Annotated in this window: 22 protein-coding genes; 5 read left to right on the top strand and 17 right to left on the bottom strand. The window is 71.3% G+C overall.

Going from position 1 to position 23536, the window contains the following annotated elements; translation table 11 throughout:
- Positions 1–9: 9 nt before the first annotated feature.
- Genes OG966_RS38295 through OG966_RS38270 form a run of 6 tightly spaced genes read right to left on the bottom strand, consistent with a single transcriptional unit; the run spans position 10 to position 5206 of the window.
- Positions 10–1149 carry an acyl-CoA dehydrogenase family protein gene (locus tag OG966_RS38295; RefSeq protein ID WP_326654722.1) on the bottom strand — a complete coding sequence of 380 codons (1140 nt, stop codon included), beginning with the start codon at positions 1147–1149 and terminating at the stop codon, positions 10–12.
- Entirely contained in the window at positions 1149–1523 is a 375-nt protein-coding gene (locus tag OG966_RS38290) for an ectoine synthase (protein ID WP_326654721.1), read from the bottom strand. The genes OG966_RS38295 and OG966_RS38290 overlap by 1 nt, the downstream gene beginning before the upstream one ends.
- The gene (gene trpA, locus OG966_RS38285; protein WP_326654720.1) at positions 1510–2376 is read right to left on the bottom strand and encodes a tryptophan synthase subunit alpha; all 867 of its coding nucleotides are present in this window, start codon (positions 2374–2376) and stop codon (positions 1510–1512) included. The genes OG966_RS38290 and trpA overlap by 14 nt, the downstream gene beginning before the upstream one ends.
- Complete coding sequence (locus OG966_RS38280; RefSeq protein WP_326654718.1) at positions 2369–3421, bottom strand: anthranilate phosphoribosyltransferase; 1053 nt, start codon at positions 3419–3421, stop codon at positions 2369–2371. Before OG966_RS38280 ends, trpA begins: the two co-directional genes overlap by 8 nt.
- Positions 3422–3423: 2 nt before the next feature.
- Positions 3424–3687: a phosphopantetheine-binding protein gene (locus OG966_RS38275; protein WP_326654716.1), complete on the bottom strand. Its 264-nt coding sequence runs from the start codon at positions 3685–3687 to the stop codon at positions 3424–3426.
- Between the two features lies 1 nt (position 3688).
- Positions 3689–5206, bottom strand: coding sequence for an AMP-binding protein (locus tag OG966_RS38270; RefSeq protein WP_326654715.1), 1518 nt, complete (start codon positions 5204–5206; stop codon positions 3689–3691).
- 281 nt (positions 5207–5487) lie between these two features.
- On the opposite strand from OG966_RS38270, the gene OG966_RS38265 reads away from it, so the two are divergent.
- Positions 5488–5925 carry a PaaI family thioesterase gene (locus tag OG966_RS38265; protein WP_326654714.1) on the top strand — a complete coding sequence of 146 codons (438 nt, stop codon included), beginning with the start codon at positions 5488–5490 and terminating at the stop codon, positions 5923–5925.
- A 15-nt stretch (positions 5926–5940) separates the two neighbouring features.
- Here OG966_RS38265 and OG966_RS38260 read toward each other — a convergent pair whose 3' ends face one another.
- Positions 5941–6525 (bottom strand): helix-turn-helix domain-containing protein, encoded by a 585-nt coding sequence (locus OG966_RS38260; protein ID WP_326654713.1) that lies wholly within the window; start codon positions 6523–6525, stop codon positions 5941–5943.
- 77 nt (positions 6526–6602) lie between these two features.
- Here OG966_RS38260 and OG966_RS38255 point away from each other — a divergent pair, with 77 nt between their 5' ends.
- Together OG966_RS38255 and OG966_RS38250 are read left to right on the top strand one after the other, a co-directional pair.
- On the top strand, positions 6603–7517 hold the full coding sequence (locus OG966_RS38255) for a class I SAM-dependent methyltransferase (protein WP_326654712.1): 915 nt from the start codon (positions 6603–6605) through the stop codon (positions 7515–7517).
- A 395-nt stretch (positions 7518–7912) separates the two neighbouring features.
- The gene (locus OG966_RS38250) at positions 7913–9262 is read left to right on the top strand and encodes an MFS transporter (protein ID WP_326654711.1); all 1350 of its coding nucleotides are present in this window, start codon (positions 7913–7915) and stop codon (positions 9260–9262) included.
- A 99-nt stretch (positions 9263–9361) separates the two neighbouring features.
- On the opposite strand, the gene OG966_RS38245 is transcribed toward OG966_RS38250, so the two are convergent.
- Together OG966_RS38245 and OG966_RS38240 are read right to left on the bottom strand one after the other, a co-directional pair.
- The gene (locus OG966_RS38245; protein WP_326654710.1) at positions 9362–10201 is read right to left on the bottom strand and encodes a DUF1206 domain-containing protein; all 840 of its coding nucleotides are present in this window, start codon (positions 10199–10201) and stop codon (positions 9362–9364) included.
- Positions 10202–10438: 237 nt separating this feature from the next.
- Positions 10439–11014, bottom strand: coding sequence for a GNAT family N-acetyltransferase (locus OG966_RS38240; RefSeq protein WP_326654709.1), 576 nt, complete (start codon positions 11012–11014; stop codon positions 10439–10441).
- Between the two features lie 319 nt (positions 11015–11333).
- Here OG966_RS38240 and OG966_RS38235 point away from each other — a divergent pair, with 319 nt between their 5' ends.
- Positions 11334–11882, top strand: coding sequence for a DUF1062 domain-containing protein (locus OG966_RS38235; protein WP_326654708.1), 549 nt, complete (start codon positions 11334–11336; stop codon positions 11880–11882).
- A 64-nt stretch (positions 11883–11946) separates the two neighbouring features.
- Here the strand turns inward: OG966_RS38235 and OG966_RS38230 are convergent, their stop codons facing one another.
- From OG966_RS38230 to OG966_RS38215, 4 genes are read right to left on the bottom strand one after another with little or no spacing between them, the layout of a single operon-like run.
- Positions 11947–13245 (bottom strand): SWIM zinc finger family protein, encoded by a 1299-nt coding sequence (locus OG966_RS38230; protein WP_326654707.1) that lies wholly within the window; start codon positions 13243–13245, stop codon positions 11947–11949.
- The gene (locus OG966_RS38225) at positions 13242–16100 is read right to left on the bottom strand and encodes a DEAD/DEAH box helicase (protein WP_326654706.1); all 2859 of its coding nucleotides are present in this window, start codon (positions 16098–16100) and stop codon (positions 13242–13244) included. The genes OG966_RS38230 and OG966_RS38225 overlap by 4 nt, the downstream gene beginning before the upstream one ends.
- A 53-nt stretch (positions 16101–16153) precedes the next feature.
- A complete protein-coding gene (locus tag OG966_RS38220; RefSeq protein WP_326654705.1) occupies positions 16154–17008 on the bottom strand; it encodes an ABC transporter permease in 855 nt (284 codons plus the stop codon).
- Entirely contained in the window at positions 17005–18003 is a 999-nt protein-coding gene (locus tag OG966_RS38215; protein ID WP_326654704.1) for an ATP-binding cassette domain-containing protein, read from the bottom strand. Before OG966_RS38215 ends, OG966_RS38220 begins: the two co-directional genes overlap by 4 nt.
- A 205-nt stretch (positions 18004–18208) precedes the next feature.
- Here OG966_RS38215 and OG966_RS38210 point away from each other — a divergent pair, with 205 nt between their 5' ends.
- Positions 18209–18502, top strand: a complete 294-nt coding sequence (locus tag OG966_RS38210) for an antibiotic biosynthesis monooxygenase family protein (protein WP_326654703.1) — start codon at positions 18209–18211, stop codon at positions 18500–18502.
- Between the two features lie 61 nt (positions 18503–18563).
- Here the strand turns inward: OG966_RS38210 and OG966_RS38205 are convergent, their stop codons facing one another.
- From OG966_RS38205 to OG966_RS38190, 4 genes are all read right to left on the bottom strand, one after another.
- A complete protein-coding gene (locus OG966_RS38205) occupies positions 18564–20192 on the bottom strand; it encodes an FAD-binding oxidoreductase (protein ID WP_326654702.1) in 1629 nt (542 codons plus the stop codon).
- Positions 20193–20406: 214 nt separating this feature from the next.
- A complete protein-coding gene (locus OG966_RS38200; RefSeq protein WP_326654701.1) occupies positions 20407–20670 on the bottom strand; it encodes a phosphopantetheine-binding protein in 264 nt (87 codons plus the stop codon).
- A gap of 70 nt (positions 20671–20740) precedes the next feature.
- Positions 20741–22009: a ketosynthase chain-length factor gene (locus OG966_RS38195; RefSeq protein ID WP_326654700.1), complete on the bottom strand. Its 1269-nt coding sequence runs from the start codon at positions 22007–22009 to the stop codon at positions 20741–20743.
- Positions 22006–23271, bottom strand: a complete 1266-nt coding sequence (locus tag OG966_RS38190) for a beta-ketoacyl-[acyl-carrier-protein] synthase family protein (RefSeq protein ID WP_326654699.1) — start codon at positions 23269–23271, stop codon at positions 22006–22008. Before OG966_RS38190 ends, OG966_RS38195 begins: the two co-directional genes overlap by 4 nt.
- Positions 23272–23536: the final 265 nt, after the last annotated feature.

Here is a 23536-nt window from a genome sequence, read left to right as displayed (position 1 = left end):
GGTCGGCCGTTAGAGGCCCAGCAGGGCGGCGAGGCGGTTGCGCTGGATCTCCGAAGTGCCGGAATAGATCGTTCCGGCGACCGAGTTGCGGAGCTCCTTCTCTATGCCGTACTCGGCCATGTAGCCGTTTCCGCCGAAGATCTGCACGGCGCTGAGGGCGGAGGCGAGGTTCGCCTCGCTGGTGACAAGCTTGGCCATGGCGATGTCGCGGCTGACGTTCTCGCCGGCCGCCATCTTCTCGGCGGTGCCGTACAGCCACTGGCGGGCGGACTCCACCCCGATCTCCATGTCCACGATCTTGTGCGAGACGGCCTGGTACGAACCGATCGGCTGCCCGAACTGGGTGCGGTTCTTCGCGTACTCGACACAGCGGTTGACCCGGTCGCGCATCTCCCCCGCGTTGATGATGAAGGAGCACAGGATCTCCCACCGCATCACATGGTCGAGCACCAGGAATCCGCCGCCGGGGCGGCCGACGACCTGGGACGCAGGGATGCGGCAGTCGTCGAAGAACAGCTCGCACAGCGGGGAGGTCCGCAGACCCATCTTGGCGATCGGGGCGCCGACCTGAAGGCCCGGCGTGTCCCGTTCCACCAGGAAAGCCGTCATCGACAGCGGCCCGGGGCGGTCGCTGGTGCGGGCGTAGACCGTGAACAGATCGGCGACCGGGCCGTTGCTGACGAAGGCCTTGCTGCCGTTCAGCACGAAGCTGTCGCCGTCGCGCAGCGCCCGGGTCCGCATCGCCAGAGCGTCCGACCCGCTGCCGGGCTCGCTGATGGCGTGACAGCCGATCAGCGAGCCCGAACAGACGCCCGGCAGGAAGCGCTCCTTGAGCTCTGCCGAGCCGAACCGCTGCAGCGGCACCCCGGTGGAAACCAGATGGGTGCAGACCGAGAAGTTGAGCCCCCCGTCACGGCAGCCCTCGCCGAGCCCCTCAAGGACGTACATCGTGGTCAGCAGGGACTGGCCGAGGCCGCCCCACCGCTCGTCGAAGGGCAGACCCAGGATGCCGGTGGAGGCCAGGTCCGCCCAGCCCTCACCCGAGAAGGCCGCCTCCGCGTCCCGCGCGAGATGTCCGGTGCTGAGCTTGTCGAACCAGGGCGTCAGACCGTCCCGCAGGGCCTGCTGGTCAGCGGTCCAATTGATCATCAGTAGTGGGAGTACTCGGCCGCGTCCACGTCGTGGCGCTCGTCGCCACGCAGCGCCGGGGTGAACATGCACACCAGGCGCAGGTCCTCGTGCGGGGAGGCGACGAGCCAGTGCGCGTCGTGCCGGTCCAGCGCGTAGAGCGTGCCCGGGGTGATCGGGTACGCGTTGCCCTCGGTGTCGACCACCTCGCCGCTGCCCTCGATGCAGTAGCAGGACTCCAGGTGGTTGCGGTACTCCAGACGGGACTTGGTGCCCGCGTGGACGATGGTGTCGGTGACGGAGTAGCCGACCCCGTCCGCCTGGGTGAGGAAGCGGCGGCTGAGGCCGTTGCCCCAGTTGACGCTGGGGACTTCGTCGAGCTTACGGACGATCATGGATCGGTTCCTTTCGTGTTCGCAGCTCCCGCACGAAGGAGCGGAACTCCTCGACGGGATCGCCGCCCCGGTTGAGTGCGGCTTCGATACGCGACACCCCCGCGCTCCCGACGACGGCGGCATCGGCACCGAGCTCAGCCAGGAGCGCGATGTCGTGCGCCGTCCTGACCCCGAAGCCGACGGCGACGGGAGCGGACGCGGTGGTACGCAGGGTGGTGACCGCCGCCCGGAGCCGCTCCCGGTCCGGCGCGGCCGTGGTGCCGCTGCGGCCGTAGTGGGCGACCAGGTACAGGTAGGCGGTGGCGTGCTGCGCCGCTTCGGCCACGGCGTCGGGGCCGGAGACGGCGTAGCAGGTCGTGACGAGCGGCAGCGCCGCCCGGTGCGCGGCCTCGTAGTGGGCCAGGCGCTGCCGGGGCGGCACGCCGTGCAAGAGGAGTCCGTCGCAGCCGGCGTCGGCCACAGCGGCGCTGAAGTCGTCGGCGGTGGAGCCCCTGACGGTGTGGCTCCAGTCGGCGAGCAGCGCGATCCGAAGCCGCTTCAGGCCGGACCGCACGGCCGAGACCGCCTTCAGCACACCGGCCAGGTCCACGCCGTCGGCGAGTGCACGGTCGGCGGAGGCGCGGATGACCGGACCGTCGGTGACCGAGCCGGGGAAGGGGACGGCGAGTTCGAGGCAGTCGACCTCGTTCTCGTCGAGCATCGCGACGAGTTCGGGCAGGGCCTCCAGCGGTGGGTCGCCCGCATTGAGGAAGACGGCGAGTCCGGGCCGCCCCGGAGCGCGGTGGGCGAAGAAGGCACGGTCGGAGAAGGCACGGTCGGAGAAAGCCCGGTCGGAGAAGGCACGGTCAGGCACGGGTCACGGCTCGCTTTCCGGCACGCAACCGCTCGATCAGCTCGAGGACCGTTCCGTCCCTGACCACCGCGTGGGCGGCCCCCAGCGCGGCATGCCAGTCGCCGGTCAGCCGGCCTGCGACGGCAAGGGCCGCGGCATTGAGGCAGACGGTCTCCTCGGCCGCCGGGCGGCCCCGGCCGGCCAGCACGTCGAGGAAGGTTTCCACCGGGTCACCGCCCACCGGCCGCAGGTCCTCGAGGGATCCCGCGCCGAGCCCGAGCGCGGCCGGGTCGAGTGTGAACTCGTCCTCCCCACCGTCCTCGTACGTTCGCACCCGGTTGGGGACGAAGCTGAGGAGCTCGTCGGCGCCGCGCTCGTTGGTGCACAGCCACACCGTCCGGCCGGTCCGGTCCGCGGTGTGCCGGGCCGCATCACGCAGCCCGGGGACGAGCCGCGGGTCGGAGACCCCGGTGACCTGGGCGCCGACCGGCATGTCGGCGAGGAAAGGGCCAACCGCGTTGACGAAACGGCCCAGCTTCCGCACGTCCAGCGGCAGCACGGAGCGGGCCAGCAGGGACAGTTCCGCGGGATAGACGAACGGCCCGGCGAAGGCGATGCCGCAGCGATCGAGGGCTTCGGCGGTCTCCTCGTACGACGTGGTGAGGCCGATACCGAGGCGCTCCAGCAGATCGACGGAGCCCAGGCTGGAGGTATAGGCGCGCGAACCGGTCTTGACGACCCTGGTGCCCATCGCGGCAGCGGTGAGTGCGGCCGCCGTGGAGATGTTGAGGGTGGGCGGCCCGCCGCCGGTGCCGACGACGTTGACCGCGTGCGGGAGGGAGCCCACGGCACCGGACGCGCCGTGCCGCGGGCGCCGCTCGGCCAGTGAACCGAGCAGCGCCCCCAGCGTGACGCGGTCCGGCATCCGGGTGGAGAGGGAGGCCAGCAGGGCCACGGCCTCGCCCCGGCGCAGTCCGCCGTCGTGGAGCCGGTCCCAGAAGGCGTGCCAGTCCCCCGCCTCCACCGGGCGGTCCTGGGCGATGAGCGCGGCGACTGCTGCGTGCATGGCTAGGCTGCCCCCGCCCGCTCGCGGGACGCGTGGGCGATGAACTCCTCGATGGAGGCGACCGACTTGAAGGAGTCCGGGTCGAGGTCGACCTCGTCGGTGTTGATGCCGTAGCGGTCCTCCAGCCAGGCGATCACCTTGAGCAGACCGAGGCTGTCGATGATGCCGTTCTCCAGCAGGTCGAGGTCGTCGTCCAGATCCCCTGCGGACACATCGGGCAGGAACTGCTCGACCACGAACTCCTTGATGGACCGGGCGTATTGCATGTCAGTTCTCCTTGGTGAAGTGGTCCCGCACGACGCGGTCGCGGTCGACCTTGCCGGTGGAGGTCCTGGGCAGCGGCTCGTCGGTGACGCGCAGCGCCGAGGGGATCGCGGCCCGGGGCAGCCCGCGCGCCAGGTGCCCGCGCAGGGAAAGGCTGTTGAGGGCCGAGCCGGGGGTGCGCCGCGCGACGGCGTGCAGCAGCCGGCCGGCCACCGCATCGGGCAGCGCGACGACGGCGGCTTCGGTTACGCCGGGGTGTTCGAGCAGTACGTGCTCCACCTCCTGCGGGTTGATCCGCACCCCGCGGATCTTGACCTGGAAGTCGGTCCGGCCGGAGAGAGTGAGGGTGCCGTCCGCGGCGCGGCGCACCAGGTCGCCGCTGCGGAACCAGCACTGCCCGTCGGCCCCTTCGGGGTGCGGGACGAACGCGCCGGACGCGGCCGCGGCTCCCGCGTAGCCCTCGGACTGGAAGGGTGTACGGACATACAGTTCCCCGGTTCCGGGGCCGTCCAGGACACCCCCGTCGGCGGTGACCAGGAGGGCGGACACGCCCGGCAGCGGGCGGCCGAGTGGCAGCGGCCGGTCCGCGGGCTCGGCGCCTGTCATCTCGTACAGGAAGCTGTCGTTGGTCTCGGTGCAGCCGTAGAGGTTGTACAGCCGCGCGCCCGGCAGCACACCGGGCAGGGCGGCCCTTACGGGGGCGGGCAGGGTGTCGCCGGTGGACAGGGCGTGCCGGACGGAGGGGAGCATGCGGCCCTCGGCCTGTGCGGCGTCGGTGAGCAGCCGGTAGAACATCGGCACCGACTGGACGATCTCCACCTCGTACCGGGCGATGAGGTCGACGAGATGGGCGCCCTTCGCGGCGTGGTCCGGATCGACGAGGACGACGCGGCCGCCGTGCGCGAGCGTGGCCCAGACATCAAGGAGGCACAGGTCGAAGTTGAGGGGCGCGTAGTTGAGGACGGTGGTGCCGGGGCCGATGCCGAATGCCTCGCCCGCCCAGGCGGTGAAGCGGTCCAGGGCGGCTGCGGTCAGCGGTACGGTCTTGGGCAGTCCGGTGGACCCTGACGTGGTGAGCAGCAGGGCCGCGCTGTCCGGCCGCGCGGGCGCCACCGGTTCCGGAGCCGGTACGTGCGGCTGCGGCTGCGGCTGCGGCTGCGGCAGGTTGTCCGGCGTCAGTACGTGCCGGACGCCGGCCTGCTCGTACAGCCGCTCCCGCACGTCGGCGCCGAGCGTCGACGACGGCAGCAGCAACGGCCTGCGCTCCAGCAGGCAGGCCAGGACCAGCGCGATGGTCGCGGGCGACTTGGTCGCGGGGACGGCGAGCGGGCTGTCGGAGGGGAGGTCCCTGATCCGGGCCCGCTCCCGCTCCGCGCGGGCCAGCAGCTCGCCGTAACCGACTTCCCCGCCCCGCCACACCAGGGCCGTCGCCCCCGGAGCGAGGCGGGCGTGCCCGAGCACCGAGCCGACGAGCGTGTGCTGCTGCCGTGTCCCGACGGTGGCGGTCCCGATGCCGTTCACGGCCCCCGCTCCTTCCACTCCGCACGCCTCGTACCTGTCTGGTCCGATGGTGGTTTCGGGAGCTGGAGGCTCGTTGGAGCGCCGCTTTAGGGTCGGCCCGCCGACGGCATTCAGGGCCTGTCCCGGCCCCGTTCGACCCCGTTCGGCCCCGACGAACAGGGCCGAAGTGTCTGGTACTCCGCGTCCCGGTCGTGCCGGCCATGTGGGCGTGCGGGACGCTTGCTTGCCCTGACTGTCAGTTGGGCCCTCGGCTGTCAGTGGGGAGCTGTTCAATGTGGCTCATGGAGATGGATACGCACAGGCGTGGGTTGTTCTGGGATGTGCAGGCGGGGCGGGTCCCACCGCCCCCTGCGGCGGTGCTTCTCGGCTGGGAACTGGTTCGCGTGGATCCGGAGCGGGGGACTATCGAGGTGGCATTTCAGGCGGGCGATCAGTTCACGAACCCTGTCGGCGTGATCCAGGGCGGGTTCTTGGCCGCGATGCTCGATGACACCCTGGGGCCGGCGCTGGTCGCGACGCTGCCGGAAAAGCAGTTCGCGCCGACTCTCGATCTCCATGTTCAGTTTCTCCGTCCCGCCCGCCCTGGACGGCTTCTGGGACGCGGACGGGTCGTACAGCGCGGCAGGGATGTGTGCTTTCTCGCCGGTGAACTCATCGGCCCCGACGACAGACCCGTGGCGGTGGCGACCGCGACCGCACGAATCCAGACCATTCGTTGATGGTCATTCATGCCTTCATGCGCTGGGCTTCGCACGGACGTGCATGCGCTCCCCCTGTCTCCCGAAGAGACTGAGGATCTCGACGGGCTGCCCGTCCGCGCTGCTGAACCAGTGCGGCAGGCGGGTGTCGAACTCGGCGGCCTCGCCGGGGCCGAGGACCAGATCGTGCTCGCCGATGACGAGCCGTAGCCGGCCGTCCAGCACATACAGCCACTCGTAGCCCTCGTGCGTCCGGCGATCCGGCTCCGCGCCCCGGTCGGAGATGATCATCTTGTACGCCTGAAGGGGACCCGGGGTCCGGGTCAGGGGGACGAACGTACCGCCGCTCGGCAAGGGGTGGGGTGTCAGCCGAATCCGGGGATCCCCCACTTCGGGGGCGCCGACCAGGTCGTCGAGGGGAACGCGGTACGCACCGGCGAGCGGCAGCAGCAGTTCCAGGCTGGGGCGGCGCTGTCCGGATTCCAGCCGGGAGAGGGTGCTCTTGGAGATGCCGGTCACCTCGGAGAGCGCGGCCAGGGTGAGGCCGCGTTTGGCACGCAGCCGTCTGAGCCGGGGAGCGACCTCGTCGAGGACCGCTTGGTAGGGCGGGGTTTCGTCCATACGGGCATTCCACCCGGCTGTCCCGGAATTGGCAACAGAAGTTGCCATCGCCATCCGGCGGGGGCACGCTCCCCCGCATGAGCACACACCGCGATTCCGGACACGGACACAACCACACCGACGTCGACTGGGAGGTCATGGCTGCCCACCTGGAGCACAGCGGCGAACTGCAGCTCCCGGTCCTCCGCCGGACGGCGGCCCGCCTGAGGGAGTTGCTCGACCCGGAGAAGAAGGTCCGGCGGATCCTCGACATCGGTAGCGGGCCGGGAGTGATGACCTGCGTGTTCGCCGAGGCCTTCGCGGACGCCGAGGCGGTCGCCGTGGACGGCACGCCGGGGCTGCTGGACCGAGCCCTGGCTCGCGCCGAGCGGCTCGGCCTCGGCGGCAGGGTGGCCGTCCGGCACGTGGAGCTGCCCGAGGGCCTGGACGGTGGTGACGACCACGGGGAAGGCGGCCTCGGCACGGCGGATCTGGTCTGGAGCAGCAAGGCCGTGCACCACCTCGGTGATCAGCAGGGCGCGTTGACTGCGCTCGCAGGTGTGCTGAGGCCCGGCGGGTTGCTCGCCGTGGCAGAGGGCGGCCTGCCGATGCGCTTCCTGCCACGCGACATCGGCATCGGCAGGCCGGGCCTCCAGGCCCGGCTCGACGTCGTCCAGGAGCGCTGGTTCGAGACCATGCGAGCCGAGCTGCCCGGCAGCACCGCCCTGGTCGAGGACTGGCCCGCGATGCTCAGCCGCGCCGGTCTCACCCGCGTCGGCAGCTTCACTTCCCTCCTCGACCTGCCGGCACCTCTGGGCGCGACGGCCCGCGCCTTCCTGCACGCCCAGCTGACCAGGCTGCGGGAGACGATGAGCGAGTCCCTGGAGGTGGAGGACCGCGGGACACTCGACGTGCTGCTCGATCCCGGGGCACCTGAGGGAATCCTGCGGCGGCCCGATGCCTTCCTCCTCTCCGCCACCACCGTCTTTACGGGCGTGCGCTCGGCTCGGTGACCGTGCCGGCCATAGGGGGCCTGCGGCGTCCGGGCCGCAACCGGCCTGCGTAGGCAGAGGGCCGGGCGCATTGAACCCGGTGCGGAAGCGATGGCGTACGGCGGGGCCCCCGCGGCCGGTCGCGACCACGGCCCGGCACACCCGCCTCCCGCGAAACGGGTCGGACTCCCCCGGCATCCCCTCGGCCTCCGGCCACAGCATTCACCACCTGTCGGAAAGGTCCGGCTGCCCTGCCCTGCCCACCGTCGCCCGGCGGCCGGCGGCCGGGGTTCGGGAGTCACCGGAGAACGGAGTTCATGTTGAAACCAATCAGTGCGGGACGAGATGAGGCAGTAGCCAGAAGTGCGGAACGGATACCTTCAGTCCGGTGGGCGCTCGCCGGCCTTTCGCTGTCCATGCTGCTGTCCTCGCTCGGCACCAGCATCGCCAATGTTGGCTTGCCGACTCTGGCACAGGCGTTCACCGCCTCTTTCCAGGAAGTCCAGTGGATCGTCCTCGCTTATCTCCTCGGTATCACCACCCTGATCGTCAGCGTCGGACGGCTCGGCGACATCCTCGGCCGCCGGCGGCTGCTACTGGCCGGAATCTTCCTGTTCACGGTTGCCTCGGTCCTGTGCGGCGTCGCGCCCACGCTCTGGCTGCTGATTGCCGCCCGGGCGGCGCAGGGCCTCGGAGCAGCCGTCATGATGGCCCTCACCATGGCTTTCATTGGCGAGACGGTTCCGAAGGAAAAGACCGGTAGGGCCATGGGGCTACTCGGAACGATGTCCGCGATCGGCACCGCTCTCGGTCCGTCGCTGGGCGGCGCTCTGATCTCCGGACTCAGTTGGCGGGCAATATTCCTCGTCAACGCACCGCTGGGCATCGTGACTTTTCTTCTCACGCACCGCTACCTGCCCGTTGACCGACGGGTGCCCAAGTCTGACCGGGCCGGCTTCGACAATGTGGGCACCCTGCTGCTTGCTCTGACGCTGGCGGCTTACGCACTCGCCATGACAATGGGGCGCGGCAGTTTCGGTTCGCTCAACATCGCTCTGCTGTTGGCTGCTGCCTTCGGAGTCGGCCTCTTCGTGCGTGCCGAGGCGAGAGCGGCCTCACCTTTGATCCGATTGGCCATGTTCCGCGATCCAGTGCTGAGCGCGAGCCTCGCCACGAGCATGCTCGTCTCGACGGTGATGATGGCGACGCTGGTGGTCGGGCCGTTCTATCTCTCTCGTACGCTCGGGCTCGATGAGGCTCTTGTTGGACTCGTCCTGTCGGTCGGTCCGCTGGTCACTGCGCTGACCGGTGTGCCGGCCGGTCGCATTGCGGACCGTTTCGGCGCACAACGCATGACCATCGTCGGGCTCATCGGAATAGCGGCCGGTTCCTTCATTCTGTCCATGATGTCGGCGACGCCCAGCATCTCCGGCTACCTCGGCCCCATCGTCGTCATCACCGTCGGCTATGCGACGTTCCAGACGGCCAACAACACCGCCGTCATGGCAGACACCCGCCCGGATCAGCGCGGCGTCACTTCCGGCATGCTCAACCTGTCGCGCAATCTCGGGCTTGTCACCGGGACATCCGTTATGGGCGCTGTGTTCGCGCTCGCGTCGGCGACGACCGATGTCACAACGGCGCGTTCCGAGGCCGTTGCCACCGGTATGCGGGTCACCTTCGCAGTCGCGGCGATTCTGATCGTCGTCGCACTCGCCATTGCGCTTCGAAGCCGTGCTCTCTCACGACGCACCCAAGGTGAATGATTGCCCGCGGCCGGGACCACGCCGGATCCGGCGTGGTCCCGGCCGCGTCCCGGTCTCGGGGCTGGGGCTGGGGCTGGGGCTGGGGCTGGGGCTGGGCGATCAGACGCGGCGCCAGCGCGCCATCGCGAAGGAGAAGACGCCGAACAGCGCCAGCCCCACGGCGACCAGCGCCAGCAGCCACGGGCCCGCCGGGGTCTCGGCGAATGTGCGCAGTGTGTCGTCGAAGCCCTTGGCCTTGTCCGGCTCGTACTCGACGGCCGCGCGGATGATGAACACCCCGATCGCGGCGAAGACGATACCGCGGGCCGCGCCGCCGCCGACGCCTGTCACGTCCACGAACTGCCGGGTCCTGCGCGACATCTGGCCGAGCTTCAGATGCTTGTGGTACTTCCGCATCACGGCGCGGGCACCGACCCAGATCCCCCCGACCGCGATACCGGCGCCGACGATGCCGACGATCCACTGGCCCGCGGGCAGATCGAGCGCCCTGGTGGTCACGTCCTGCGACTGCTGGTCGCTCGACCCGCTGCCGCTGCCGCGGTCGCCCGCGGCGAAGGCGAGGACGGAGTAGGCGACGAAACCGTAGAAGACGCAGCGGCCCGCGGAGAGCAGGCGCTTGCCCGCCTTGCGGCCGTCGGGCCCGGCGGCGCCGAACAGGGCTTCGGACAGCCGCCACAGGGCCATCCCGACCAACCCGGCGCCCAGGGTCCACAGCAGGACGGATCCCATCGGCTTGTCCGACAGCTCGGCGAGCGCGCCGCCCCGGTCGGCCTGCTTGCCGCTGTCGCCGAAGGCGATCCGCAGGGCGAGAACCCCGACGAGCAGATAGATCGCCCCGCGTGCGACGAACCCCCAGCGCGCGGCGGCGTCGAGGGCGGAACTGTTGGCCGCCCTGCGGGCTCCGGCGTGTCCACGGAGCGTCATCATGCGTGCGTTCATCGGTGAACCTCCCGGTGAGGCGGATGCCCCTGACCGGGACGGGGAAACGCCGGGCGGGCGTGGCGCCGCCGTTCAGGAGACCGCCGAAGGGACCGCCGGAGCCGCTCGGGTGTCGTGGACTCCGACGCGGCCGGCGGAGACATGCGCCTGGGAGCCAGTTCGCCGGTGAGGGTGGACGCCACCCCCTGTTGCGGGCCTACGTCTTCCACGGGAACAATCACCGTCGCAGCGATCCTCTTATGGCTCCGACCATGATCCTCCGGGCAGACCCTGGCCCTTCGAGTCCGGCTTCCAGTCCTGGACGAGGAGCCCGAGCAGCACCTCGTCAAGAAACTCGCCCATCACCCAGGCCGACGAACGCAGCACGCCCTCGCGGACGAAGCCGTTGCGCTCGGCTGAGCGCAGCATCGCGGCGTTGTCCGACAGCGTCTCGATCTGCAGCCGCTGCAGGCCGCGCACGACGAAACCGTAGTGGCACAGCACCGCGACCACGTCGGTGCCGTAGCCCTTGCCGCGGGAGGACGGCAGCAGTCCAAGGCCGATGTGCGCGGACCGGTTGTGGTTGTCGATGTTCGACAGCACCGCGGTGCCGACCAGCGTGCCGCCGTCCAGCTCCACCACGGAGAACGGGACGTGCTGTTGCTCCTTGTCGTCCACCACGAGCCGCGAGTCCTTCGAGCCGGGCGTGATCGGCCGCCACGGCCGGCCTTCGGCCCGCGAGGAGTTGACCACGTCGTCGTAGAGCTCAGCCCGCAGGATCGGGATGTCGTCCTCGTGCCGGGCCCTGAGCCCGACCTTGCTGCCCCTTAGCATGCAAACTTCCTATCCGACCGGGCTCGCCGACGGCAAACCAATAGGGCAACTGCATTGGCACCTCCCAGGCCCCCAGGGCCTGGAGGCACGTCGCTGGGCCCCAGAAGATCCGCCGGACAGACTCTGGCGGTGAGGCGCTCGAAAACCAGTGGAGCAGCGCCGCTGTGCGCCATTACCGTGCTGCCGAACCAAGTCGTCTGGTCGAGGACGTGCCGTTGTACACCCTGTGAGACCTCCCGAGCGCTGATTCGTTGCGCGTCGCGCATGTGCGCCGCGCTCCTTTTTGCTGCGGACTTCTCACTGAAACCGGTGTACTTCTGTGCTCAAAAACTGGGTGGTCATGCCCACCTGCCTGCCGCTCGTTCTCCGCCGTTGCCACGCGTGCGCGTCCGAGCGCTTCCGCGCAAGCGGTAAATTTCGCGTCAACGCAAACCACAAGCTCATCGACGCCTGGCTCCTCGCGCTCTGTACCTCTTGCGGGGAAACTGCAAAGCTCACGGTCCTGGAGCGGATGAATGTGCGCTCCGTACGACCTGAGCTGCTGGACCGGCTGCATGACAACGACCCTGGCCTGACAGCTGAGCTGCTCCAGGATCCGGTCGTGCGGCGCCGTAATCGCATCGCCCTCGACTGGGACAACGCCTGGCGCCTCGACACCGGCGGATCGGATCCCCTGGACCGCGAGGTGATCGACGTCTCGGTCCGCTTTGCGGCGCGGATCCCTGTCCGGCCGGTGCGACTGATCGCTGAAGGTTGCGGTCGTTCGCGGGCCGAGGTCGAGAGACTGATCACGAAGGGGAAACTCGTTTCGGCAGTCCGGCTGAGCGGCAAGCTCTCCGGCGACTTCACCTTCATGCTCAAGCGCTGAGCCCTCCTCGGGACCAGGGGCCTGTCCGGCAAGGTCCGCCGGACAGGCCCCAGCCGGACAGGCCCTAGCCGTCCAGGAGCTCGGCGAGCGCGAGGGCCGGTTCGGCGGAAGGTTCGCCCGCCGGCCACCAGATGCCGGACTCGTCGCGGTAGGGATACCAGCGGTCGTCGCGTCCCTGACGCAGCTGGATGCCCTGGCCGGTCAGCGTCCAGCGGTTGCCGTCCACCACCACCTCCGGCGCTTCGTCCTCCTCCCAGGCCGCCGCGAACACCGTGCGGGCGCGGGCGGCCTCCCGCTTCGGCGGGTCCCAGCGCCGCTCCAGCACGTCGAGCCCGGCGGCGCCGCCCGTGCGCCAGGCCGCGGCGGCACGGTCCAGCTCCTCGGGGCGTCCGCAGCTCTCGCGCAGCCGCTGCGGAACCCGCGGATCGGGGTGGGTGGCGGCGATACGTACGGTGTCCTGCCACTCATCCAGCGGCGGCGGAAGCTCGGCGGTGAACCCGAGGGTGTACGCGAGGAGTTCACGGGCCCGCGCCGCCGCGTCGGCGATCAGCTGCTCCAGCGGGTCGGCGTCGAGTCCGGTCGCGGGCTCGTCGGGCCGGAGCAACGGTTCGGGCAGCGCCGGGAGCGGCGGCAGGGGGACCGCCTCGCGGGCGTACGCCTGCGCGGCGGGCGTACCGGCGACATCGGGAGCGGCGACGGACCGGGCGTCCTCCTCCGCACCCTCCGCGTCCGCATCACCCTCCTCGTCATCGTCCGTCATCGCCCTCAGCAGCAGTGTGGACTTGAGGTCCTCCAGTGCCTGCGCCTCGTTCCTGCCGCGCACCAGCAGCAGCAGGAACGGGTCCTTGTCCAGCAGCCAGGAGACCTGATAGCCCAGCGCCAGGGCATGCGCGCACGGGTGGTCGGGCTCGTCGCAGTCGCAGTCCGGTTCGAGATCGCCGTAACCGGGCAGCAGGCCAAGCCCCGCGTCCTCCGCCGCCTCCAGCAGGTCGGGCGGCAGCTCTCCCGCCAGCAGGGCCGCCAGTTCGGCGGGGCGTTCGGCGGTCCTGTCCCACAGCAGGTCCCAGTTGTCCTCGCCCAGCTCCCGGAGCGTGAGCACGGTCGTGCACGGGGTGTCCTCGCCCCCGTACACCTGCGCGGCGATCCGTCCCGGACTGACCGTGACCGGTCCGATGCGGCCCGAGCGGGCGAAGGCCCGCGCCTTCTTCAGCACCTCCTCGTCGGGCCAGGCATCCTCCATCGCGCCGGCCCAGGCGCCGCCCCACCAGGACTGTCCGCGCGCCCGGCCGCCCTTGCGTGCGGGAAAGGCGGAGAAGCCCCGTGCGGCTCCGCCGCCGTCGTGGTCGCTCAGCTGCCCGCTCATCCCGCACTCCTCAGCTCGACCAGGTTGGCCAGGTCGTCGTTGCTCAGCTGCGTCAGCGCCTTCTCGCCGGAGCCGAGCACCGAATCGGCCAGCTCCTTCTTGGACTCCAGCAGTGTGGCGATACGGTCCTCGATCGTGCCCTCCGCGATGATCCGGTGGACCTGGACGGGCCTGGTCTGGCCGATCCGGTAGGCCCGGTCGGTGGCCTGCGCCTCGACGGCCGGGTTCCACCAGCGGTCGTAGTGCACCACATGGTCCGCCCGGGTCAGGTTGAGCCCGGTCCCTGCCGCCTTCAACGACAGCAGGAAGACCGGGACCTCGCCGTCCTGGAAGCGCTGCACCATCTCCTCCCGCTTCCGTACGGGCGTCCCGCCGTGCAGCAGCTGGGTGGGGATGCCCCGGTCCGCCAGATGGCGCTCCAGGATCCTGGCCATGGCCACGTACTGGGTGAAGACCAGTACAGCGCCGTCCTCCGCCGTGATCGTGTCGAGCAGTTCGTCGAGAAGCTCCAGCTTCCCCGAACGGCCGGACAGCTTCGGCAGGCCCGCTGCCCGGCCCTCGTGCTTCTCCTTCAGGAACTGCGCGGGGTGGTTGCAGACCTGCTTCAGCCCGGTCAGCAGCTTCAGCACCTGGCCGGCACGCTCGATGCCCTCGCCGGCCCGGATCGCGGCCATCGCCTCGCGCGTCAGCTTCTCGTACAGCGCGGCCTGTTCGGCAGTGAGCGCCACCAGCTGGTCCGTCTCGGTCTTGGGCGGCAGCTCGGGCGCGATCCCCGGGTCGGACTTGCGCCGCCGCAGCAGGAACGGCCGTACGAGGTGGGCGAGGCGCTCCGCGGTGTGCGCATGCTCGGGAGGACCGGCCCGCTCCGCCTCGATCGGGGCGATCCAGCGGCGCCGGAACCGGCCGTGGGCGCCCAGCAGTCCGGGCGTGGTCCAGTCGAGGACGGCCCACAGCTCGGACAGGCTGTTCTCGACGGGGGTGCCGGTGAGCGCGATCTTCGCGTCGGCCGGAATCAGCCGCAGCGCCTTGGCCGTGGATGACGACGGGTTCTTGACGTGCTGCGCCTCGTCGGCGACGACCGTGCTCCAACGGTGCGCGCCGAGGCGCTCGGCGTCCAGACGCATGGTGCCGTACGTGGTGAGCACAAAGCCGGAGTCGGCTCCCTCCAGAGTGCGTCCGGTGCCGTGGAAGCGGCGCACAGGGGTGCCGGGGGCGAACCGGCCGACTTCCCGCTCCCAGTTGCCGAGCAGCGATGCCGGGCAGACCACCAGCGTCGGGCCGCGGCTGTCCGTGTGCTGCTGCCGTACCAGATGCAGCGCGATGAGCTGGACCGTCTTGCCCAGGCCCATGTCGTCGGCGAGACAGCCGCCGAGCCCGAGCGAGGTCATGCGGTCCAGCCAACGCAGGCCGCGCAGCTGGTAGTCGCGCAGGGTGGCGGTGAGTGCGGCGGGCTGCTCCAGTAGCTCGTCGCCGCCGTCGGGGCCGGCGAGCCGGGCGCGCAGGGCGAGCAGCCACTCGCTGGGCGCGACCGGCACCTGTTCGCCGCCGATCTCGACGTACCCGGACAGAGCGACAGCCAGGGCTTCGATCGCGGTGAGCGGCCCGAGGTCGCGCTCGCGGGCCTTGCGGGCGATCCCGGCGCCGATCAGCGTCCAGCGGCCGCGGAGCCGGACGAGCGGGGACGGCGCACCGGCGACGGCGGCCATCTCCTCGTCGGTGAGGAGCTCGCCGTCGAGGAGCAGCTCGCGGCGCAGGCCGACCGTGCCGTCGCTGCCCATGAAGGAACGCAGGTCGGCGGGCGGTACGAGGTCCGCGCCGACGACGGCGCGGTCGGTCAGGGCACGCCCGACCTCCTCGGGCCAGCGCACGTCGATGCCGTGGGCGCGCAGCCTGGATCCGGCCTCGTCGAGTAACTGGACGGCCTCCCGGTCGCCGAGAGCGAGTTCGCGGGGGACGGGCAGCAGCTGTGCCAGCGGCTCCCACACTCCGGCGGCGCGGCGCACGGCGAGCACGGTGTCGGCCTGTGCCCGCGGGCCCAGTGCGTTCGGGGCGCCGTCGAAGAGCTCGCCGGCGTCCATGGACAGGGTCGGGTCGGCGAGGCTGTGGACGCGCGGGACAATGTGCAGGGCCGGCGCTCCCCCGCCGGGCGTGTCCGTGCCGGGGGCCGACAGGTCGACACGCAGCGAGACCCGTACACCGGAGTCGAGGCCGACCGAGACCTCTTCGGCCCAGGCCCGCAGCCCCGGTACATGCTGGGGCTCGACGGCGGCGAACGCGGCCCGCCCGGTCGACGCCTCGGCCGCCGCCGTACGCGGCAGGGTGTCGGCGACCGCGTCCGTGAAGGCACGTAGCAGAGGCGCCGCTTCGGGCAGCAGATCGGTGCCCGGCACGGGCGTCGCCAGCGCCTCGGGCGGTGCGGCGGCAGCCAGTTCGCGCAGCCGCAGGACGTCGTCGGAGTCGAGCGGGCCGACCCGCCACGCGTCGTAGCCGGCCGCGGAGACACCGGGCAGCAGGAGCCCGCGGGTGGCGAGTTGCAGCGCGAGCGCGGCGGCGGCCCCCCAGTAGGCGGCCGCCGGATGGACCGCTGCGCCGGTGCTCCCGTCCCCGTAAAGCCGCCTGGCCAGGGCCAGTACGGGCAGCGCGTCGGCGACCGGCAGGCGCAGCACCTTGACCGTGCGCACCCCGTCGGCGGTGGCAAGGTCGGCCTCGCCCACCTCACCCGTGGACACGTCGGGCGGCCCCGCCCCGTCCGGGTCCCAGAAGACGATCCGGCCCGTGCGGGCCGGATCGCCCGGCTCGAAGACGACCGCGCACCGCGCCAGCAGTCCGCCCTGCTCACGCGCAATCCACACCATGAAGCCCGCTCCCTCGTACTGTTCCGTACTGCCGTTGTTCCCTACGGTGTTGATCAGCTTGTCAGGTTACGGAACCGCCGAACGGACAGCGGGAAAAACACCGCGCACAGGACAACCGGCCAGACAACAGCCATCAGTTGCGCGTTCTGCGCGATCCAGGAGTCGCCGCCCCAGCCCGGGTTGCCGAAGAGCTCGCGGGTGGCGAGCACGGTGGAGGAGAGCGGATTCCACTCGGCAACGGTGCCGAGCCAGCCCGGCATGGTGGAGGGCGCGACGAAGGCGCTGGTGAGGAAGCCGACGGGGAACTCCAGGGTCTGCACCATCGTGATGCCCTCGGGGCCCTTCATCAGCAGTCCGAGGTAGATCCCGGCCCAGACGAGCGCGAAGCGCAGCAGCAGCAACAGGCCCACGGCGTACACGGTGTCGCCGGCGCTGCCGTGCGCCTCCCAGCCGATCAGCAGCCCGACGCCGAACAGAACGGCCAGGGCGAGCAGCGAGCTCAGCATGTCGGTGACGGCGCGGCCGACGACCACCGCCGAGGGCGACATCGGCAGGGTGCGGAAGCGGGAGGTGATGCCCCGGTTCTTGTCGGCGGACACGGCGGTGACGGTCTCGCCCATGCCGAACACCATCGTCATGACGAACATGCCGGGTACCAGGAACTCGCGGTAACTGCCGCCGCCCGGGACCTGCATCGCGCCACCGAAGAAATAGGTGAACATCAGGACCATCATCACCGGGAACGTCAGCGTCCCGATGAGACCGCCCGGTTCGCGGACCCAGTGGGTGAGGCCGCGCAGCGTGACGGTCCAGCCGTCGGCGCACGCCCAGCGCGCCCGGCCCAGCGGCGTACGCGGGATCTTCGGGAGGCGGGAGAGCTGCGGAACCTGCGGTGCGGTGATGCTCATGCCGCCATCGCCTCTCGGGTGTCGGAGGCCGCGGCCTGCTCGTCGCTGTCGGTGGTGTGTCCGGTGAGGTGCAGGAACACCTCGTCCAGGGTGGGGCGGCGCAGCGCGATGTCCTCGACGTCGACGCCCGCCTGGTCCAGCGAGCGCACGACCTCGGACAGGGCGCGGCTGCGGTCCTCGACGCGCACGCTGACCCGCCGGGTGTCCTGGGCGGTCTCCGGCAGGCCGTCGCCGATCGCGGCCATGGCGGCAGCGGCGGCGGCCAGTTCGTCGGCGCGCCGCACCACCACGTCGATACGGTCGCCGCCGACCCGGCCCTTCAGCTCGTCGGGCGTGCCTTCGGCGATCACCCGGCCCGAGTCGATCACCGAGATGGAGCCGGCCAGCTGGTCGGCCTCCTCCAGGTACTGCGTGGTGAGCAGCACGGTGGTGCCGGCGCCGACGAGGCCGCGTACGGCCTCCCAGACCTCGTTGCGGCTGCGCGGGTCGAGCCCCGTCGTCGGCTCGTCCAGGAACAGCACCTGCGGGGCCAGCACCATGCTGACGGCGAGGTCGAGGCGACGGCGCATCCCGCCCGAGTAGGCCTTGAGCGGCTTCTTGCCGGTGTCGTCGAGCCGGAAGTGCTCCAGGAGCTCGTCTGCGCGGCGGCCGGCGTCGCGCGGCGACAGATGGTGAAGCCGGCCGAACATCACCAGGTTCTGCCGCCCGCTGAGCACCTCGTCCACGGCTGCGTACTGGCCCACGAGACCGATGCTGGAGCGCACCTCGGCGGTCTGGCGCACGACGTCGAAGCCGGCCACCTCGGCACGTCCCTCGTCGGCCTTGAGGAGGGTGGAGAGGATGCCGACGGATGTGGTCTTGCCCGCCCCGTTCGGGCCGAGCAGTCCGTGGACCGTTCCGCGCTCCACGCTGAGATCGAAACCGTCGAGCGCGTACCGCTTGCCGTAGCGTTTGCGCAGCCCTTCCGCGAAGACTGCCGGACTGGTCGATTCCACGTCGTCAACTTCTTTCGTCGGTACGGACGTCGGAGAGGTCCGCCCCCGCGCAAGCAGGCCGGAGACGGCATCGCGCCCACCTTCGCGCGCGCCGTTGCAGCGCGGCTCGAGCGGCGCTGGAGCCGGGCCGGTTCCAGGGCCGCTCGAGCACCGCTTGCGAGGGTGTCCGGCGATTCCCACGTCCCCCTTGCGAGAAGGACAGACCGTGATCACATTCATCAACCGCTTCGAGGTCACCGGGCCGGCGGACGAGTTCGAGAAGGCCTTCGACGCGACCTCCGCGTTCTTCAGTGCCCAGCCCGGCTTCATCGCCCACCGTCTGCTCCAGCACATCCAGGAGCCGGGCCGGTATGTGAACGTGGCCGACTGGCAGGACGAGGAGTCCTTCCGGGCGGCCCTCGCCCGGCCGGAGTTCGCCGCGCACCGCACGGCGCTGCGCGCGCTCAGCAGCAGCGACCCGAACCTGTACACGCCGACGCTGGAGCGCGTCGCGCGCTGAGCGCACCGGTGGCCTGTGGACACTCCCCGGGAGGGTCCACAGGCCACCTGCGGTCCTGCGGTCACGCGGGGCGGATCGCCAGCGAGTGCCGGAAGACGTTCCGCGGGTCCCAGACGGCCTTGGCCCGCTGCAGCCGCGGATAGTTGTCCTTGTAGTAGAGGCGGTGCCAGGGCACGCCCGAGGTGTTCCACTCGGGATCGGCCATGTCGATGTCCGGGTAGTTGATGTAGCAGCCGTCGCCGCCCCGGCCGGGCACCGGCACACCGCCGGTGGACGCGAACACGTCGCGGTAAGTGCGCCGCAGCCAGCCGATGTTCTCGGCGTCGCCCGCCGCGTCCTGCCACGTGTTCATAAAGATCACATTGAGGATCGCGTCGCGGTGCGCGCTCGCGGTGGCCGACGTGCCGAGGCTGTTGACCCGGCCGCCGAAGGACTGGAGTGAGACGGACGCCGCCTGGTAGCTGTGGTCCGTGCTGTTCAGGTGAGTGTGGAGCGCGTCGGCCTGCGCCCCGCTCCACGCCCGGCGCAGATAGGCCGACTTGATCTTCTGGCGGCCCTTGTCGGTGTCCTGCGAGTCGGCGAGCGTGAGCGTCGCGGTGAGCCAGGGCTCGTTCAGCACGTCGGTGACGTACGGGGTGACGGGCACGCCCTCGGTCAGTGCGGCGGCGTAGTCCGCCAGCAGACGCGCCGCTTCGGGCCGGTCGGCGTCCATATGTGTGAAGCTGACGGCGCTCTGGCCCGGGTCGTTCTCCTTGAGCCGGCCGAGGAGCACCAGGCCGCCGTACAGCCCGGCGTACGGAGAGTCGGCGGCGCTGTTGCGCTCGTGCCACTCGCCGTGGTTGCGCAGCAGCCGCCGGAAGGCCGCCTTGTCCATGCCCTCGCGGGGGAAGATCACCGCGTTGGAGAGGATGCCGGACGGCGGACGCGGCAGCAGCCGCGCCGGGTCGGAGCCGACCGCTCCCGGTGAGCGGAACCAGTAGCGGGTGACGACGCCGAAGTTGCCGCCACCACCGCCCGTGTGGGCCCACCACAGCTCGCGGCGGGGATCGGACGCCTCCCGGGTGGCCACCACCGCGCGGGCCCGGCCCTCGCGGTCGACGACGACCACCTCGACGGCGTACAGGTGGTCGGCGGCCAGCCCGAAGGCGCGGGAGAGCGCCCCGTACCCGCCGCCCGCGATGTGGCCGCCGAAGCCCACGGTGGCGCTCGCGCCGCCGGGCAGGGTGACGCCCCAGCCGTAATAGAGCTTCTTGTAGACGTCCGTCAGCTGCGCGCCCGCCTCGATCATGAAGGCGCGCATCTTCGGGTCGTAGGAGACGGCGTTCATCCCGCCGAGGTCGACGACCAGCCGGACGGCCGGATCGCCGACGACGTTCTCGTAGCAGTGGCCGCCGCTGCGCACCGCGATGCGCTTGCCCGACCGTACGGCATCACCGACGGCCTGCACGACCTGAGCGGTGGTGGTCACGGGGCGAAAGGCGTCGGGGTGCGCGGCGAAGCGCTTGTTGCTGCCGCGTACCGCCAAGTCCGCGTAGCGCGGGTCGCCAGGAGTGATCCAGGGCGCCTCCGCCTCCCTCGCCCCGGCCGCGGGGGCGGCGGACGCGGGAGCGATGCCCGCCGCGGCGAGCCCGGCGGCGGCGGAGGCCGTGAACGTACCGGCGACGAAGCGCCTACGGCTGGGAGCAGTCATCATGCAACCTTCTGGGTGGGCGGGCCGCTCGGGGCGGAAGGTGTTGGTGAACAGGCCGGCCCGCACCTCGACCGGGGTGCCGCCGGGGGCGACGCGGGCGCACCGGGCCGGGGTAGGGGGTGGCTGCCCCGGCGGCCCGGCGGCCGCCGGGGGAAGGCCCTGGCCTGCGGGCGCCGGAGCCGGGGGACGGCGTCGCCGACGTGTGCGTCGTGGCTCAGACCACCGCCCGGGTGGCCAGCACCCGGTTGACGAGTGCGAGGTACTGGCGGGGGGTCTCGGCTGCGTCGATGGCCTCCTCGTCCAGCGTGATCTCGTAGTCCCGCTCGATGCGTCCGGTGGTCTGCAGGATCGCCAGCGAGTCGTAGTCGAGGTCGAGGAACAGGACGTCCATGATGTCGCCGTCCAGGTTCACCGACTCACTCTCGCCGGCGCACTCGCGCAGCAGGGTGATCAGATCGCTCAGTTCCATTCGTTCCATGGGGCTCTCTCCTTCGGGTGCCCGTCACGCCTGTCGGCGGACGGGGGGTGGGGGTGGATCGGATGGCGCGTCAGTCCGCGGCGCGTACGACGGCGGCGGCGTTGAACCCGCCCCGCCCACGGGCCAGGACCAGCGCTGTGCGCAGCCGCACGCCCCGGCGGGGGGCGCCGGTCACCAGGTCGATGGGGCAGTCGTCGGCGGGCGCGGCGGTGCCGGTGGTCGGCGGTACGGTCTGGTCGCGCAGGGCGAGCAGCGCTGCGGCCAGGTCCAGCGAGGAGCCGCCCGCAAGGAGTCGTCCCGTCATGGACTTGGGCACGGTGACCGGCAGCGCGTACGGGCCGAACACATCGGCGATCGCCTCGGCCTCCGCCCGGTCGGCCGCGCGCTCGCCCGCACCGTCGGCGAAGACCACATCGACGTCACCGGGGCGCACCCCGGCGTCGGCCAGTGCGAGCCGCGCCGCGTCGGCGAGCCTCGGGGTGCCCGGACCGTCGAACGTTGCCGCGTGTCCCGCGAGTTCGCCGTACGGGCGGGCGCCGCGCTCACGCGCGCTGTCGGCGTCCTCCAGGACCAGGAGTGCGCCGCCCTCTCCGACGAGATGGCCCGAGGCCGCGGCGTCGAACGGCACGTAGGCGCGCGCCGGGTCGGCGACGGTGCTCATGGAACCGTCCGCCAGATGGGCGGCCCAGCCCCACGGGCACAGGCCCGAGTCGACGCCGCCGGTGATCACCAGCGGGGTGCCCCTGCGGATCTGCCGCCGGGCCTGGGCGGTGGCGTCGAGGCCGCCCGCCTGCTCGGAGACGATGACGCCGCTGGCGCCGCGCATGTTGTGCCGGATGGATATCTGGCCGGTGTTGACGGCGTAGAACCAGGCGAACGACTGGTAGGCGCTGACGTGCTGGCCGCCCTTGCTCCACAGCGCCTGGAGCTCGCGCTGGCCGAACTCGAACCCGCCGGCGGAACTGGCGGTGACCACGCCGGCTCCGTACTCGGGCAGCTGGTCCACGTCGGCCCCGGCGTCCTCCAGAGCCGCCTTGGCCGCGGCCAGCGACAGCTGGGTCACCCGGTCGGTCTGCGGCAGCAGCCTGCCGGGGACGTGGTCCTCGGCGACGAAACCGGGGACCTCGCCCGCCAGCTGTACCGGATAGCCGGTGGCGTCGAAGCGGGTGACGGGACGGATGCCGCTCTCGCCGTGCAGCACGGCGGCCCACCACGCCTCCGTCCCCAGGCCGTTGGGCGCCATCACACCGATGCCGGTGACCACGGCTCTTGCCGTACGGGAAGAGGGAAGACGCGCGGTATTCCGGGCGGCCCCCGGCGCGGCTGTGGCCGTGGTCATGCTGCCTCCTTGAGGCGAGGGCTGGTGAGAACGACAGCGCTCTGGAAGCCGCCGAAGCCGCTGCCCACGCTGAGCACCGTGTCGGTGCGCTGCTCGCGGGCGGTGAGCGGGGTGTAGTCCAGGTCGCAGGCCGGGTCGGGCTCGTGCAGATTGGCCGTCGGCGGCACCGTGTCGTACTTGATGGCCAGCGCACTGGCCGCCAGCTCGAGCGAACCGATCGCCCCCAGCGAGTGGCCGATCATCGACTTGATGGAGCTGACCGGCACCTCGTGGGCATGGCTGCCGAGGCTGCGCTTGAAGGCGGCGGTCTCGTGCCGGTCGTTCTGCTTGGTGCCGGAGCCGTGGGCGTTGATGTAGTCGACGGCAGTGGGGTCGAGCCGCGCCTCGTCCAGGGCGAGCCGGATCGCCTCGGCCATCTCCTTGCCGTCCGACCGCAGTCCGGTCATGTGGTAGGCGTTGCTGAGGCTGGCGAAGCCGGAGATCTCCGCGTACACCTGGGCGCCGCGGCGCCGGGCCCGCTCGGCCTCCTCGAGGATCAGCACGGCCGAACCCTCGCCCAGCACAAAGCCGTTGCGGGTGCGGTCGAAGGGCCGGGAAGCGGTCGCGGGGTCGTCGTTGCGCGGGCTGGTCGCCTTGATGGCGTCGAAGCAGGCCACCGAGATCGGCGAGATCGGCGCCTCGGTGGCGCCGGCGACCATCACGTCGGCGCTGCCCTCGCGGATGAGCTCGACGGCGTGCCCGATCGAGTCCAGCCCCGATGTGCAGCCGGTGGAGACCAGCGAGACCGGACCCTGGGCGCCGGTGGCCCTGGCCACCTCGGCCGCCATGGAACTGGGCACGAAGTAGTCGAAGAGATGCCTGACGGCCAGTGTGTGGTCGACGTTCCATTCGCTGCCGTGGCGGCTGACGACTGCGTACTCGTTGTCCAGCCCCGTGGTGCAGCCGACCGCGCTGCCGAGGGTCACCCCGGTGCGCAACGGGTCGAGCCCATCGGCCGCACCGCTGTCGGCGAGCGCCTCCCGGGCGCTGGTGAGGGCGAACTGGGCGGCCCGGTCGAGGCGCCCGGCTTCCTCGGTGCCGAATCCGTGCGCTGCCGGGTCGAAGTCGGCCTCGGCGGCGATCCGTGACCGGTAGCCGGAGGCGTCGAACAGGGTGATGGGCCGGGTGGCCGTACGGCCCGCGGTCAGCAGCTCCCAGAACTCCTTGGTGCCCACCCCGCCCGGGGCGACGACTCCGATACCCGTGATGACGACCCGTCTCATCGGCTGTTCCTCACAGTTGTCCTCCTGATGGCAGAGCGGGTGCCGGAGCACCGGCCGCGCGGCCCCGTGCGCCGGGCTTGTCCGCGCCACCGCCGGGTCCGCGCTGCCGCCGGACGCGACCGTTCATGGCGCTGAGACTCCTCGAACGGCCTGGAGAGCCGCTTGAATCTGCCTCCGACCCACGCGAAACCCGGCTCACGGAGAGCGGGTTCACACCTCAGGAGCGGCGTGCTCATCAGGGGCACAACCGCGAGCGTCAGCCGTG

The sequence above is a fragment of the Streptomyces sp. NBC_01750 genome (assembly GCF_035918095.1).
Taxonomy (GTDB): Bacteria; Actinomycetota; Actinomycetes; order Streptomycetales; family Streptomycetaceae; genus Streptomyces.
The sequence above is the reverse complement of the archived record's forward strand: the minus strand, read 5'-3'. Positions and strand labels throughout refer to the sequence as shown.

Bases quoted from the DNA above. Each gene is read 5' to 3' on its own strand.
- OG966_RS38205 (WP_326654702.1), bottom strand. From the start codon at position 20,192: ATGACTGCTCCCAGCCGTAGGCGCTTCGTCGCCGGTACGTTCACGGCC.
- OG966_RS38245 (WP_326654710.1), bottom strand. From the start codon at position 10,201: ATGAACGCACGCATGATGACGCTCCGTGGACACGCCGGAGCCCGCAGG.
- OG966_RS38240 (WP_326654709.1), bottom strand. From the start codon at position 11,014: ATGCTAAGGGGCAGCAAGGTCGGGCTCAGGGCCCGGCACGAGGACGAC.
- OG966_RS38280 (WP_326654718.1), bottom strand. From the start codon at position 3,421: ATGCACGCAGCAGTCGCCGCGCTCATCGCCCAGGACCGCCCGGTGGAG.
- OG966_RS38230 (WP_326654707.1), bottom strand. From the start codon at position 13,245: ATGAGCGGGCAGCTGAGCGACCACGACGGCGGCGGAGCCGCACGGGGC.
- OG966_RS38200 (WP_326654701.1), bottom strand. From the start codon at position 20,670: ATGGAACGAATGGAACTGAGCGATCTGATCACCCTGCTGCGCGAGTGC.
- OG966_RS38190 (WP_326654699.1), bottom strand. From the start codon at position 23,271: ATGAGACGGGTCGTCATCACGGGTATCGGAGTCGTCGCCCCGGGCGGG.
- OG966_RS38220 (WP_326654705.1), bottom strand. From the start codon at position 17,008: ATGAGCATCACCGCACCGCAGGTTCCGCAGCTCTCCCGCCTCCCGAAG.
- OG966_RS38275 (WP_326654716.1), bottom strand. From the start codon at position 3,687: ATGCAATACGCCCGGTCCATCAAGGAGTTCGTGGTCGAGCAGTTCCTG.
- OG966_RS38225 (WP_326654706.1), bottom strand. From the start codon at position 16,100: ATGGTGTGGATTGCGCGTGAGCAGGGCGGACTGCTGGCGCGGTGCGCG.
- OG966_RS38250 (WP_326654711.1), top strand. From the start codon at position 7,913: ATGCTGCTGTCCTCGCTCGGCACCAGCATCGCCAATGTTGGCTTGCCG.
- OG966_RS38195 (WP_326654700.1), bottom strand. From the start codon at position 22,009: ATGACCACGGCCACAGCCGCGCCGGGGGCCGCCCGGAATACCGCGCGT.
- OG966_RS38290 (WP_326654721.1), bottom strand. From the start codon at position 1,523: ATGATCGTCCGTAAGCTCGACGAAGTCCCCAGCGTCAACTGGGGCAAC.
- OG966_RS38295 (WP_326654722.1), bottom strand. From the start codon at position 1,149: ATGATCAATTGGACCGCTGACCAGCAGGCCCTGCGGGACGGTCTGACG.
- OG966_RS38255 (WP_326654712.1), top strand. From the start codon at position 6,603: ATGAGCACACACCGCGATTCCGGACACGGACACAACCACACCGACGTC.
- OG966_RS38265 (WP_326654714.1), top strand. From the start codon at position 5,488: ATGGAGATGGATACGCACAGGCGTGGGTTGTTCTGGGATGTGCAGGCG.
- OG966_RS38260 (WP_326654713.1), bottom strand. From the start codon at position 6,525: ATGGACGAAACCCCGCCCTACCAAGCGGTCCTCGACGAGGTCGCTCCC.